The sequence below is a fragment of the Comamonas sp. FUJ_7 genome (genome assembly GCF_057369555.1).
This window is the reverse complement of the sequence record NZ_JBXXZI010000013.1, coordinates 36921-49434: the sequence shown is the minus strand read 5'-3', so window position 1 is coordinate 49434 and position 12514 is coordinate 36921. Positions and strand designations below refer to the sequence as shown.

The 12514-nt window shown below is 62.2% G+C and carries 13 protein-coding genes; 9 read left to right on the top strand and 4 right to left on the bottom strand.

Annotated elements, in window-relative coordinates; all coding sequences use genetic code 11:
• Position 1: 1 nt before the first annotated feature.
• Positions 2-934, top strand: coding sequence for a ParB/RepB/Spo0J family partition protein (locus AC2I9W_RS16270; protein ID WP_158388510.1), 933 nt, complete (start codon positions 2-4; stop codon positions 932-934).
• On the top strand, positions 921-1463 hold the full coding sequence (locus tag AC2I9W_RS16265; RefSeq protein WP_486410966.1) for a GNAT family N-acetyltransferase: 543 nt from the start codon (positions 921-923) through the stop codon (positions 1461-1463). Before AC2I9W_RS16270 ends, AC2I9W_RS16265 begins: the two co-directional genes overlap by 14 nt.
• Before the next feature lie 134 nt (positions 1464-1597).
• Here AC2I9W_RS16265 and AC2I9W_RS16260 read toward each other — a convergent pair whose 3' ends face one another.
• Together AC2I9W_RS16260 and AC2I9W_RS16255 are read right to left on the bottom strand one after the other, a co-directional pair.
• Complete coding sequence (locus AC2I9W_RS16260) at positions 1598-2887, bottom strand: M20/M25/M40 family metallo-hydrolase (protein WP_486410965.1); 1290 nt, start codon at positions 2885-2887, stop codon at positions 1598-1600.
• A 212-nt stretch (positions 2888-3099) separates the two neighbouring features.
• On the bottom strand, positions 3100-4377 hold the full coding sequence (locus AC2I9W_RS16255; protein WP_486410964.1) for an MFS transporter: 1278 nt from the start codon (positions 4375-4377) through the stop codon (positions 3100-3102).
• Positions 4378-4466: 89 nt separating this feature from the next.
• On the opposite strand from AC2I9W_RS16255, the gene AC2I9W_RS16250 reads away from it, so the two are divergent.
• The 5 genes from AC2I9W_RS16250 (at position 4467) to sorU (ending at position 8302) form a co-directional block, all read left to right on the top strand.
• On the top strand, positions 4467-5348 hold the full coding sequence (locus tag AC2I9W_RS16250; protein WP_486410963.1) for an AraC family transcriptional regulator: 882 nt from the start codon (positions 4467-4469) through the stop codon (positions 5346-5348).
• Between the two features lie 118 nt (positions 5349-5466).
• On the top strand, positions 5467-6015 hold the full coding sequence (locus AC2I9W_RS16245; RefSeq protein WP_486410962.1) for an RNA polymerase sigma factor: 549 nt from the start codon (positions 5467-5469) through the stop codon (positions 6013-6015).
• A complete protein-coding gene (locus AC2I9W_RS16240) occupies positions 6012-6611 on the top strand; it encodes a hypothetical protein (RefSeq protein WP_486410961.1) in 600 nt (199 codons plus the stop codon). The genes AC2I9W_RS16245 and AC2I9W_RS16240 overlap by 4 nt, the downstream gene beginning before the upstream one ends.
• A 50-nt stretch (positions 6612-6661) precedes the next feature.
• A complete protein-coding gene (sorT, locus tag AC2I9W_RS16235) occupies positions 6662-7885 on the top strand; it encodes a SorT family sulfite dehydrogenase catalytic subunit (protein WP_486410960.1) in 1224 nt (407 codons plus the stop codon).
• Positions 7886-7969: 84 nt separating this feature from the next.
• The gene (gene sorU, locus AC2I9W_RS16230) at positions 7970-8302 is read left to right on the top strand and encodes a SorU family sulfite dehydrogenase c-type cytochrome subunit (protein ID WP_486410959.1); all 333 of its coding nucleotides are present in this window, start codon (positions 7970-7972) and stop codon (positions 8300-8302) included.
• 6 nt (positions 8303-8308) lie between these two features.
• Here the strand turns inward: sorU and AC2I9W_RS16225 are convergent, their stop codons facing one another.
• A complete protein-coding gene (locus AC2I9W_RS16225) occupies positions 8309-9061 on the bottom strand; it encodes a class I SAM-dependent methyltransferase (protein WP_486410958.1) in 753 nt (250 codons plus the stop codon).
• A 243-nt stretch (positions 9062-9304) separates the two neighbouring features.
• Between AC2I9W_RS16225 and AC2I9W_RS16220 the strand changes: the two genes are divergently transcribed.
• Both AC2I9W_RS16220 and AC2I9W_RS16215 read left to right on the top strand, forming a co-directional pair.
• Positions 9305-9907: a tetratricopeptide repeat protein gene (locus tag AC2I9W_RS16220; protein WP_486410957.1), complete on the top strand. Its 603-nt coding sequence runs from the start codon at positions 9305-9307 to the stop codon at positions 9905-9907.
• 48 nt (positions 9908-9955) lie between these two features.
• Positions 9956-10783 carry a hypothetical protein gene (locus AC2I9W_RS16215; protein ID WP_486410956.1) on the top strand — a complete coding sequence of 276 codons (828 nt, stop codon included), beginning with the start codon at positions 9956-9958 and terminating at the stop codon, positions 10781-10783.
• Between the two features lie 89 nt (positions 10784-10872).
• On the opposite strand, the gene AC2I9W_RS16210 is transcribed toward AC2I9W_RS16215, so the two are convergent.
• A complete protein-coding gene (locus AC2I9W_RS16210) occupies positions 10873-12291 on the bottom strand; it encodes an FAD-binding oxidoreductase (protein WP_486410955.1) in 1419 nt (472 codons plus the stop codon).
• Positions 12292-12514 lie beyond the last annotated feature (223 nt).

The following is a 12514-nucleotide window of genomic DNA, read 5'->3' as shown; positions in this document are numbered from 1 at the left end:
AATGGTGACTAAGAAACCCAAGGGCCTGGGGCGTGGTCTGGAAGCTCTGCTCGGCCCCAAGGTCAGCGAAAAGCAGGATGCACAGACCAGCAGTTCGCCGGCCAATCTACCCAGCACACTGGCACTCAATGTGATGGTGGCCGGCCAGTATCAGCCGCGCACGCGCATGGACGAGGGGGCCTTGTACGAGCTGGCGGAGAGCATCAAGGCTCAAGGCATCATGCAGCCGATTCTGGTGCGCCAGCTCTCCAAGGGCGAGAACGCGGGCAAGTACGAAATCATTGCCGGTGAGCGCCGTTTTCGCGCCGCCCATCTGGCAGGTCTGGCCGAAGTGCCGGTGCTGGTGCGCGAGGTTCCGGATGAGGCCGCCGCCGCCATGGCGCTGATCGAAAACATTCAGCGCGAAGATCTGAACCCTCTGGAAGAGGCTCAGGGTCTGGCCCGTCTGGTCAAGGAGTTTGGTCTGACCCACGAGCAGACCGCGCAGGCTGTGGGGCGCTCGCGCAGTGCTGCTACCAACTTGCTGCGTCTGCTGAATCTGGCCGAGCCCGTGCAGACCATGCTGATGGCCGGCGATATCGACATGGGCCATGCCCGTGCGCTGCTGACGCTGGACCGCGCCACGCAGATTACGGCGGGCAACCAGATTGCGGCCAAGAAAATGTCGGTGCGCGAGGCCGAGGCGCTGGTCAAGAAAATCGGTGCCGAGTTCAATCTGACGGCGCAGAAGTCGGTCAAGAAAGATGGCAAGTCACGCGACGTGAAGCGCATCGAGGAAGAGCTGTCCGACCTGCTTACCGCCGATGTGGAAGTGCGCATCAAGAAGACGGTGCGCCGCCATGGCAAGGCGCATGAAATGGGTGAAATCGCCATCCAGTTCGGCTCGCTGGATGAGCTCAACGGCATCATCGAAAAGCTGCGTGGTGAAGGCTGAGCCACTGACCACGCCTCGCTTGATTCTGCGGCAATGGGAGCCGCAGGACTTGCCGGAATTTGCCGCGCTGAATGCAGACCCCGAGGTCATGCGCTACTTCCCCAGCACGCTGGACAGACAGGCCAGCGACGCCCTGGCCGCCAAGGCCCAGGCCTTGATTGAAAAGCAGGGCTGGGGCTTCTGGGCGGTGCAGGACAGAGCTTCAGGGCGCTTGGCAGGAATGATTGGCCTGCACACTCCCGCGCCAGAGCTGCCGTTTTCGCCCTGTGTGGAAGTGGGCTGGCGATTGGCCCGCCCATACTGGGGTCAAGGCCTGGCGACCGAGGGCGCAAAAGCCGCGCTGGAATTTGCGTGGAATGTGCTGCAGCAGGGTGAGGTCGTGGCGTTCACGGCGGTGCTGAACAAGCCCTCGCAGGCCGTGATGCAGCGCCTGGGCATGCAGCCCGATGCGCAGACCTTCATGCACCCGGCTGTGCCGCAGGAGCACGCGCTGGCCGAGCATGTTCTCTACCGCATACGTCGCCGTTGACGGGGCTGCGCAGCATGCGCCGAGCATGTCGTGTCTATGAAAAAAGGAGCTTGCAGCGCAAGCCCCTTTTGGGTTTCAGGCTGAAAACTGCCTGAAATGCTTTCTTGTCATGCGCAAGAAGCTATTAAATTTGCTTATTTGATCTGTCCACGAGACAGATCCTGAATCATGCGTGCGGCCAGATACAGGCGCGGGACGATGGTGTTGATCTGTACATATTCCGCATTGTTGGAGTGCGCCCCATAGCCCGACAGGCCAAAGCCTTCGATCACGCCGCCCTTGGCCTTGAGCGCGGCAAAAGCCGCGTCGGTGCCGCCGCCCGTGGCCTTGTCCATGACCTTCATGGGTAGCTTCAGCTCCTGCTCGTAAATGCCCTGGGCATGGGCGGCCAGCTTGCGCGCCGTGTCATTGGCCTCCAGCGGCGGACGGCGCACCTCGAACTTCAGCTCGACCTTGCTGTCAGGCAGCAGCTGCTTGCCAATCTGCTCCTGCATGGCCTTTTCCAGCGCCGTGAAGTCGGCCACGCGCAGGGCGCGGGCATCGGCCTGGGCCGTGGCTTCGGCGGGAATCACATTGCGGTTGGTGCCGGCCTTGGAGACGGTCCAGTTGAGCTTAAGGCCGCTCTCGGGCTGCGACAAATCCTTCATCTGCAGAATTTGGTGCGAGAGCTCGTACAGTGCGTTCACACCATCTTCGGGCTTGGCTCCGGCGTGCGAAGACTTGCCCTGTACCGACAGATAGGCTGAGCCAATGCCGCTGGTCGCCAGGCGCAGGCCACCGTCGGTGCCGCCGCCTTCAAAGCTGAACACGGCATCCTGCTCGGCACCCAGACGAGTGATGGTGCTGCGTGAGCCGGGCGAGCTGATCTCTTCGTCGCCATTGATCAGCACCGTGAGCGTGCCGTAGTCCTCGATGCCCAGCTTCTTGAGCAGGGGCACGATGTGCATGATCAGCGCCACGCCTTGCTTGTCGTCGGCAATGCCCAGGCCATAGGCCTTGTCACCGTCGATGCGAAACGGCTGATCCTTGATCATGCCGGGCAGATAGACGGTGTCCATGTGCGCGATCAGCATGATGCGGCTTGTGCCCTTGCCCTTGAATTCGGCGTGCACCATGGGGCCGAGCTTTTCGGGCGTGTCATCGAGGCGAAAGATATCGCTGGGCTCGACCACCTCGACCTTGCCACCCTGGGCCTTCAGCCGGGTGGCAATGTACTCGGCGATCTTTTTCACGCCCGCCACATCCTTGCTGCCGGACTCGATGTGCACCAGGTCGCGCAAGGTGTCCAGGTAGGCCTGCTGCTCCTTCTGGGCCTGCTCCAGCAGCGGAGCTTGGGGCGCGGCATGGGCGCAGCCCAGGCTCAAGGCCAAGGCCATGGGGGCCAAGCGGAATAGGGTGGCTGCGCGAGTGATGCTTCGGTGCATGCTTGTCTCCTGATGGGATGCAAAATGAGGCGTGCTGACTGGCTGGGTTTTTGAAGGGGAAGCGCACGCTGGGACGAGGGCGGTGGGGCCCATGGCCATTCAGCTTAGCAGTGGCTGCGGGTGCCGAGAGGTGCAATCGCCTGGGGAAAAACACCATTAAAAAAGCCCTGCGGCATGATGCGGGCAGGGCTTGTGAGACAGGGGCGAGGCGATCAGGCTGCGGCCAGCGGAGCCTTGTTTTTCTTGCTCACGCCATCGCCCACGATGACGGCGGACACCACGCTGAGCACCAGCGCAATGGCTGAGCCGTAGAACACGGTGTTGTTCATCTGGTGGTCCAGCATGTAGCCAAACACGGGGGCGGCCAGGCAAAAGCCCAGGTCCAGGCCCGAATACACGGTGCCGTAGACACGGCCTGTGGCTCCGGGGGGCGCTGCACGCTTGATCAGCATGTCACGCGATGGGCCGGCCAGACCCGTGCCCACACCGGCCAGCGATGCAACGACTACAGCGGCCATGCCGGGCAGCACGCCCGTGCCGACCAGAAACAGCAGCGCGGCAGAGCCCAGCATGCAAATCGAAATGACTTTCTCCAGCCGCTGCACGCGCCCCACGAGAAAGCCGCCCACCACCATACCGGCAGCACCGCACAGCATGTAGCCGGTGACGATCAGCGCTGTCACGGACAGCGGCAGGCCGTACATGGCCTGCACGGCGGGGCTGGCAAAGCTCTGGATGGCGCTGAGTGCGCAGGTGCTCCAGAAGAAGAAGGAAAAGCACAGCCACACCGAGGGCAGCTTCATGAAGGCCATGGGGTGTTCATCTGCCACGGCCGCATTGCCAGCAACGGGCTTGGCGGCTGAGTTGGCCGTCTCGGCACGGTCATCGAGCGCATCACGGTTGATCACCATGATGGCCAGCACCACGGCGGCGCAAATGGCGCCGCACAGGCAGGCCAGACGCCAGGAGCCGGTGGCAGTGGTGATACCCGCCATGAACAGCGGTGCCAGCGCCCAGCCGATATTGCCCGACAGGCCGTGCACCGAGAACGCATGGCCGATGCGCTGCTGCGACACGCGCTTGTTGAGGATGGTGAAGTCCACCGGGTGGAAGGGCGCATTGCCCAGACCGGCAAAGAACGATGCGGCCAGCAGCATGCTGTAGCCCTGGGCGGTGCTGGCAATCAGGCCCGCCACCACAAAGCTGCCAAGGGCAGCAAACAGAATGGGGCGTGCGCCAAAGCGGTCCACGGCAAAGCCGGCCAGAGCCTGACCCGTGCCGGAGACGATGAAGAACAGCGACACCATGACACTGAGTTCGGCATAGCTGTAGTTAAAGTCCTTGATCAGCCAGGGAAACAGCGGCGGCAGCAGCAGGTGAAAAAAGTGAGAGGAGCCATGGGCCAGGCCGATGAGGCTGATGGTGCGCGCGTCGCTGCGCAGTGTCTCAGGCGCCTGGTTTTGAGGTGTTGTGGAGGCAGGGCGGTTCATGTGTCGCATCTTAGGCAGACCTCTCGCGTCTTGTATGCGATAGTCTGCCAATTGCTGTCGCAAACCAGCCAACCACTGCATACGCTGCCATGTTCCGAACCTCTGTCACTGAGCCGCTGCGTGCGGGAAAGGCCTCGACCTATGTCGAGACCATCACACCGCACCTCTACGTTCCTTCGGCCGAGCGGCCCGTGCGCGCTAAATGCCGCTGGCTGGAAGCCGACACCCAGGTCAAGCCGCACCGCCACCCCTGGGGGCAGCTGGCCATCTCTACCACGGGCACGATTCGCCTGACGGTGGCGCAGGGCACGTACATCGTTCCGCCGTCGCGGGCGCTGTGGGTGCCGCCGGACATGGAGCATGCCGTGACCATGGTGGAGAGCGCGGATCTGCGCACCATGTACTTCTATCAAACCAATGGCCGCTGCGGCCCCAACGTCAGCGCCGAGCAGGAGGCGCACTGGCGTCAGTGCCGGGTGCTCAATGCTTCGGCGCTGCTGCGGGCCGTGGTGCGCGAGTTGCCCACCTTGCCCGATGACAGTCTGGCCCTGTCCGCGCAGGACAGGGCGCGTGAGCATCACCTGAGCGAGTTACTGCTCGACGAGCTGCGCCGCGCCAGTGCCGTGCAACTGGGGGTGAGCCTGCCCCAGGACAAGCGCCTGCGCCTGCTGTGCGAGGCCGTACTGGCTGACCCTACGCGGTTTGAAACGCTGGAGGACTGGGCCCGCGACACCGGGGCTAGCCCACGCACGGTGGCGCGCCTGTTTCGCCAGCAGCTCGAATGCAGTTTTACCCAGTGGCGCCAGCAGGTGGTGCTGGCCCATGCGGTGAGCCTGGCCGCACGCAACTGGCCGATTCAGCGCATTGCCGCCGAGCTGGACTACAGCCCCAGTGCCTTCAGCGCCATGGTGCGGCGCACCGTGGGCATGCCACCGGCACAATTCTTTGGCATGCATGCGCAAAATGTATAGCTGCAGGCGCTTGTGGATAAAGGGCTAGGTGCCGATTTGATGCTAATTCAGAGCGGCGGCTTGCAAAATATTTGCGCAGGCATGGAATGAAAGCGGCATCTGTGCGCTCTTTAGCACCATGATCTTCTCCGCCGAGTCGCGCTACAACCAGTGGGTGCGCGAGCACTATCGCTTTTTGCTGCGCAGCGCCTGGGCGCTGACGGGCTCGCGCGCCACGGCCGAGGATGTGGTGCAGGACTGCTTTACCAGCGCCTGGCGTTTTCGCCATCAGCTGCGCGACCAAAGCATGGCCAGAGCCTGGTTGTTCCAGATCATGCGCCGTCATGCCTTTCGTCACTTTGATCCAGCACAACTGCAGGCCCTGCCGCTGCAAGACAGCGCTGAAGAGGGCGTGAACCACCATGATGCGCTCGATGCACAGCTGGACGTTGTGAAGGCGCTGGGCCGCATTGCCCCCATTCACCGTGAAGTGCTGGTGCTTTACTACTTCGATGACATGCCTACGACGCAGATGGCCGAGGCATTGGACATTGCGCCTGGAACCGTGCTCTCGCGCCTGGCAAGAGCGCGCGATGCGTTGAGAGCGGCGCTGCAGGAGCCGGTGCGCCAGCCTGCTCCATCCCCCGTTGCTGCGAGCGTGATACCGCTGAGAAAACGTGCTCCATGAAATACCAAGACCGACCCGAAGACTCCGCCTTTGATACGGCCTTCGACCTGCGCGCGCGTGCCGAGCTGGCGCTGGCCTTCGAGCCCGGAGAAGTGCCTGCGCACCTGCTGCGCCACACGCCCTGGTATGCGCGTCGTGGCCTGCAGATGCTGTGTGCCGCCGTGATCGTCAGCAGTGCAGCCCTGGGGGGGGTGCTGAATCTGCGCCCGCCCGAGATGGTGCGCTCGGCCATTGAACATGAATATTACGAACGCACCCTGCGCGGCCAGTTCATTCCGGAGGCCGAGGTCGCCAAGCATATGGACTGGCCTGCCGACCAGAAGCTGCCCGGCTACACCCAGCTCATGCGGCCCTGCGAGATCGACGGCAGCCGCGCGTATCACCTGACGACCTTTTTTGAAAAAGGCGGCATCGTCACCGTGCTCGCCTTTGAGCAGCCTCAGCAGATCCCCGATGGACAAGGCTGGTGGGCTAATACCTACTGGCAAGTGGTGCGCTCGCGCGAAGGCCGCCCGTTGGTGCTGATCGCACAGAAGAAGCAGGCTTTGGTCATGGCATCACGTGTGCTGGGAGCACCAGACCAGGCCGATAGCTGACCCGATTCTTTGCCTCTTTTTTCACCCACAGAGTAACGAGGAGACCTCTCATGCAACAACTTACTTCCTTGCCACGGCGCCGAATGCTTGCTGGCAGTGCCAGCGCTCTGGCTGCCGCAGGATTGGCCAGCTTTCAGAGCCAAGCTCTGGCGCAGGCCGGGTCGCCCGCTGCAGCGCCTGCCGCCAAGCCTTTGCCCGCTTACGCAGGCTTTAAGAATGCGGACGCTGTGATTGTTCACAGCTCCACCACCATCGAGACCAAGCGCAGTGCATTCGGTTCCAGCGTGGTGACGCCGACCAACCAGCTGTATGTGCGCAACAACCTGCCCACACCACCCGAGTCCATCGTGGCCGATCGTGATGCCTGGACCGTGCAGATTGAGGGCGTGAAAAAGCCTGCCAAGCTCACGGTGGGCGAGCTGAAAAAGCTGGGCCTGGAAACAGTGACCATGGTGCTGCAGTGCTCGGGCAACGGCCGTGCCTTCTTCCCCAGCAAGCCCAGCGGCACGCCCTGGACGGTGGGCGCTGCAGGTTGCGTGGTCTGGAGCGGCGTGCCCGTGCGTGACGTGGTCAAGGCGCTGGGCGGCGTGGCTGACGGCATGGTTTACATGACCGGCACAGGCGGCGAAGTGCTGCCTGCAGGCCTGGACCCCAAGACCGTGATCGTGGAGCGCTCGGTGCCCCTGGCAGCGCTGGAAGACGCGCTGCTGGCCTGGGAGATGAACGGCGAGCCCGTGCCTCTTGCCCATGGCGGCCCGTTGCGCCTGATCGTGCCCGGCTACACCGGTGTGAACAACATCAAGTACATCAAGCAGCTGGCCTTTACGCCCAAGGAGAGCGAAGCCAAGATCATGTCGCATGGCTATCGCATCTCTCCCCCCGGCAGCAAGGGTGACCCCAGCCAGCCTTCGGTGCAGGAGATGAGCGTCAAGTCCTGGATCAACAGCCCCATTCCCGAAGACGGCCAGCTAGCCGCTGGCATGGTGCAGATTCAAGGCGTGGCCTTTGGTGGCATGGACGCCGTCAAGGGGGTGGAAGTCTCCATCGACGGCGGCAAGACCTGGAAGCAGGCACGGCTGATTGGCCCCGATATGGGCAAGTACGCATGGCGCCAGTTCGCGCTGCTGGCCCATCTGCCCAAGGGCACGCATACGCTGGCCAGCCGCGCCACCGACGTCAAGGGCAATGTGCAGCCCGAAACGCGTGGTGAAAACCAGAGTGGCTACAACAACACCAGCTGGGCTGACCACGCAGTGACGGTGACGGTGGCCTGATGTGATGGCCAGCAACCCCGACGGTGAAAGAAGCATTGCCGGGGTTGTGAATCTCCCCTTGATGAATCGATTTTTCCCAGAACAATGATGAAGACCATTTCCATCCTTGCTGCCGTGATGCTGACCGCTTTTGTGGGGGCGGCCCAGGCCGATGAAGCTGCGCAGATGGCGCGCGGCAAAGAGCTGTTCAACACCGCCGCAGTGCCCGCTTGCGCTGTGTGTCATACGCTGCAAGACGCTGGTGCTGAGGGCGCTATCGGCCCTGTGCTCGATGAACTCAAGCCCGATATGGCCCGCGTGGTGCGCGCCCTGCAAGATGGCATTGGCACCATGCCTTCGTTCAAGGCCACGATGAGCGAAGCGGACATCGCCGCCGTCGCCCTCTATGTGAGCAAGGCCAGTGGCGGCGCCAAGTAAGCCGCGTCAGCTGCGTTCTGCGCCATCCAGCGGCATGGCGTAGATCCAGACCTTGTGGCGGCTATTGCCTGCCAGGCAGGCCGTCGCATCCGTCCCCGGCAGCGGAAAGTCCAGACTCACCAGCCAGCTGCCGGGCGACATCTCCGTCGCTGCCTTGACGGCGGCACGGCCCATGCTCTCGGGCCGCTGAAACAGATAGACCAGCTGATAGCCGCTCCAGTCCGCCAGCCAGATGTCGCCGCGTCGCACGCGGGCCCAGGGGCAGCGCAAAGCACTGATAGCCACTAGCGGCCAGCTCCACTCCAGACCCTGCAGACGCGCTTGCGGCAGCTCGCTGCGCAATGCACGCAAGCCATCGCCCATGCCGCATCCTGCATCCAGTGCCAGTGCTTGGTCAGGCAGCTGTATGACGTCCGCCAAGCCTTTGAGCGCATCTTTGGGCGTGGGAAAGACAGGCGCATCGCGCCAGGCGTTGAGTGGATAGATCAGCAGCAACAAGGCCAGTGGCAGCAACCACCCCCAGGCAGGCAGCAAGCTGCCTGACAAGGCCAGAAAAGACAGCGGAAATCCGGCGGCAATGATGACCCGGCGCCACCAGCTGCTCCCAGCAAGGCTGGCGACGGTGCTGAAGCTGCAGGCCAGCAGCAGAGCCAGCCACCAGGGCATGAAGCGGGCAAACACCGTCAACATTGCCCAGGCCAGCAGCCAGGTCAGCAAGGCAGGAAGGGGCCAAAAAAGAGAGAGCCGCTTGTCGAGCATGAGTTTTGCTTGTTTTCAGAGTCTGCTTGCGTGCACTCAGTCGTTGCACACAAAGCCCAGTTGCAGGCCATGTGCTGGCCGCCTGGCGTGCAAGCATGCGCTTGCTGCTGCCTTGATTTTCAATTTGTAAGTGATACCCCTCTTGAGAGGGGTGCCCACGGTGTCAACTGATCGTAAAAATTACCAATTTTTGCTTATGTATACTTTTTGCCTTGCCAAGGCAAAAATGAATAGGAGACCTTCATGCGCTTGCTCGCCCCCAGTCTTTCATTGGCGGTTCTCGCATTGACAGCATGCGCTGCTCAAACCCCTGAGGCGCAGATTACGCCCGCTTCCTCCACTGTACGTCTGTGCGAGGGAAATAATTGCTCAGAAGTCGCACGCAATACGGCGACCTTCCGTGGCGATCCTGTGGACCCAGAGGCCGAGCGTCGTCTGGCGGCTCTGGTGCAAAAGGCAGAGGCCGATCCGCGCGCTGCGTATGATCTGGGCCTGCGCTATCTGCGCGGCGATGGTGTGGAGCGCAACAGCTACCAGGCCATCGAGTGGATGCGCAAGGCGGGAGACGCCGGCAATGGCGATGCGCAGTTCGCATTGGGCCGCCTGTATCTGCTGGGCTTTGAAGAAATGGGCTCGGATCCTGCCGAGGCCGAAGCCTGGTTGTCGCGCGCCGCAGCCAAGGGTTTCAAGGAGGCCCAGCGCTTGTTGCCACAGGCCCAGGCTGCCAAACAGAATGCTCATGCCCGCTACCAGGCGATCGAGGACGAACGCAAGTCCTGGGGTTATTGGTACGCACACGCCCCCTACTACATGGTCTGGCGATCATCGGGTTGGTATTACCGTTGATGGGCCTTGAGCCCATCGTCACTTTTTATATTTTTAGAAAGCATCAATATGTCCAAGAAGACAACACTGCGACTGGCTGCCATTGCCTCGGCGCTTGCTCTGGGTGGCTGCGTGACCCCAGGTGGCGGTCTGCTCTCCACAGGTTCGTCACCCACCGCAGCCAGCGGTGCAGCGGGTGGCGCGACCAGCGTCGATGCCAACTCGTCGTTGGAGCGCTGTGATGCCCCCCTGGGCACCATTGCCGTTGATGATGGCCGCGGCAAGGACTGGTATGCCAGCTTTGGTGCAGCCACTCAGATCACGACCATTGAGCCGCTGATTCGTCTGGCGGTGCAGCAGTCCAACTGCTTTGTGATCACCTCCATCGGCAACAACCGCACGGAAAGCAAGCTGAGCTCCATCACTGACAAGCAGCGCAACTCCGGTGAGTTCCGTGCCGGCTCGCGCCAGCAAAAGGGCCAGCGCGTTGCCGCTGACTACTATCTGGAGCCTTCCATCATCATCAACAATGACTCCGTTGGTGGTCTGGCGGCCGGTTTGGGCGGCTTGTTCGGCCGCACTGCAGGTGCGCTGGCTGGTTCGTTGCAAAGCAAGCAGTCGGTGGTCACCATGAGCATGTTTGACATCCGCTCGGGTGTGCAGCTGTCGATCTCCGAAGGCAATGCCACGGCCACCAACTACGGCGCTGCTCTGGGTGCCTTTGGCGGTGGTGTGGGCGGTAGCTTGGGAGGCTTCTCGCGCACACCCGAAGGCAAGGCCACCGTGGCAGCTTTCATGGATGCCTACAACAAGATGGTGATCTCGCTGCGCAACTACAAGGCGCAGGAAGTCAAGGGCGGCCTGGGCCGTGGCGGCCAGCTGAAGGTTGGCAAGTAAGCACTGGTTGCGGATGCAAAAAGGGCCTGAGAAATCAGGCCCTTTTTTATGGTTTTCGCAGATGGATCAAGCGCAGATAGCTATGCTTTTTACAGCTGAAAGATCTTGCCTGGATTCAGGATGTTCTTGGGGTCCAGCGCCTGCTTGATGGCGCGCATCATCTGTACTGCTCCGGCGCCTGCTTCTTCCAGCAAAAAGCCTTGCTTGTGGATACCGATGCCGTGCTCCCCTGTGCAGGTGCCGCCCAGTGCAATGGCCCGGGCCACCAGAGTGTGATTGAGCTGCTCGGCCTGCTGGCGCTGGGCATCGTTGTCGGGATCGATCAGGTAGCCGAAGTGGAAGTTGCCGTCGCCCACGTGGCCCACCAGGAAGTAGGGGATGCCGCTGGCGTCCGCCTCGGTCACGCATTCCAGCAGCGCATCGGCCAGGCGGCTGATGGGCACGCAGGCATCCGTCGTGATGCAGCGGCAGCCGGGCACGCTGGATACGGCTGCAAAGTAGGCGTTATGGCGTGCGGTAAAGAGGCGCGTGCGGTCTTCGGGGCGCTCGGCCCATTCAAAGGCATTGCCGTCGAACTCATTGGCAATGTCCTGCACCATTTCTGCCTGCTCTTTCACGCCCGTGGGCGAGCCGTGGAACTCCATCAGCAGCATGGGTTCCTCACGCAACTCCAGCTTGCTGTAGGCATTGACCATGCGCACCGAGTTCACATCGACCAATTCCACGCGGGCGATGGGAATGCCCATCTGAATAGTCTGGATCACCGCATGCACGGCTTTTTCAATGCTGGGGAAAGAGCAGATGGCCGCACTTACCGCTTCGGGCAGCGGGTAGATGCGCAGCGTGATCTCGGTGAAGATGCCGAGAGTCCCTTCGCTGCCCACCAGCAGACGCGTCAGGTCGTAGCCTGCGGCGCTTTTCTTGGCGCGGTTGCCGGTGCGCACTACCTCGCCATTGGCGGTGACCACTTCCAGTGCCAGCACGTTTTCGCGCATGGTGCCGTAGCGCACGGCGTTGGTGCCGCTGGCGCGGGTCGATGTCATGCCGCCAATCGAGGCGTCCGCTCCGGGGTCGATGGGGAAGAAGAAGCCGGTGTCCTTGATCGCATCGTTCAATGCCTTGCGCGTGATGCCAGGCTGCACGGTGATGGTCAGGTCTTCGGTGTTCACCGACAGCACCTGATTCATGCGGCTGACGTCGATGGTGATGCCGCCTTGTACCGCCAGCAAATGGCCTTCCAGCGATGAGCCTGCGCCGTAGGCAATCACGGGCACATTGAACTGGTCGCACAGCTTGACGGCGTCTTGCACGTCTTGTGTGGACTCGGCAAACACCACGGCGGCAGGAGGGGGCGCTGCAATCGAGCCTTCGTCACGACCATGCTGCTCTCGTACCGCCAGCGCGGTGGAGCACTGCGTGCCAAAGCGTGTCGCCAGCGCTTGCAGAAATTCATCGGAAACGGGGCGCTGCATGGCTTGCAGCTCATGCGCAGCAACAGGTGCGTTCATGACTCTTTGGAACTCTTGAAGGGGTCAAAAGAATACCATTCGGTCAGCGCCCGGATGACGCGTATTTATACGTGCCTGTTGCCGGTGAGCTTGTCGGCGGGGTGTCTGGTGCGCGCCGAGGGAGCACTGTCTGGATATGAGAAGCCTTGTGGTCTTTGGCGGCGCCATGCGTCATTGCTGCACCTGCGCTGCCAAGGTCAGCGCGGAAAGCAGAATGACGCTC

Coding starts and splice junctions, on each gene's coding strand:
- sorU (WP_486410959.1), top strand. CDS start 7,970: ATGATGAAGACCATTTCCATCCTTGCTGCCGTGATGCTGACCGCTTTT.
- AC2I9W_RS16245 (WP_486410962.1), top strand. CDS start 5,467: ATGATCTTCTCCGCCGAGTCGCGCTACAACCAGTGGGTGCGCGAGCAC.
- AC2I9W_RS16250 (WP_486410963.1), top strand. CDS start 4,467: ATGTTCCGAACCTCTGTCACTGAGCCGCTGCGTGCGGGAAAGGCCTCG.
- AC2I9W_RS16270 (WP_158388510.1), top strand. CDS start 2: ATGGTGACTAAGAAACCCAAGGGCCTGGGGCGTGGTCTGGAAGCTCTG.
- sorT (WP_486410960.1), top strand. CDS start 6,662: ATGCAACAACTTACTTCCTTGCCACGGCGCCGAATGCTTGCTGGCAGT.
- AC2I9W_RS16260 (WP_486410965.1), bottom strand. CDS start 2,887: ATGCACCGAAGCATCACTCGCGCAGCCACCCTATTCCGCTTGGCCCCC.
- AC2I9W_RS16220 (WP_486410957.1), top strand. CDS start 9,305: ATGCGCTTGCTCGCCCCCAGTCTTTCATTGGCGGTTCTCGCATTGACA.
- AC2I9W_RS16225 (WP_486410958.1), bottom strand. CDS start 9,061: ATGCTCGACAAGCGGCTCTCTCTTTTTTGGCCCCTTCCTGCCTTGCTG.
- AC2I9W_RS16210 (WP_486410955.1), bottom strand. CDS start 12,291: ATGAACGCACCTGTTGCTGCGCATGAGCTGCAAGCCATGCAGCGCCCC.
- AC2I9W_RS16240 (WP_486410961.1), top strand. CDS start 6,012: ATGAAATACCAAGACCGACCCGAAGACTCCGCCTTTGATACGGCCTTC.
- AC2I9W_RS16215 (WP_486410956.1), top strand. CDS start 9,956: ATGTCCAAGAAGACAACACTGCGACTGGCTGCCATTGCCTCGGCGCTT.
- AC2I9W_RS16255 (WP_486410964.1), bottom strand. CDS start 4,377: ATGAACCGCCCTGCCTCCACAACACCTCAAAACCAGGCGCCTGAGACA.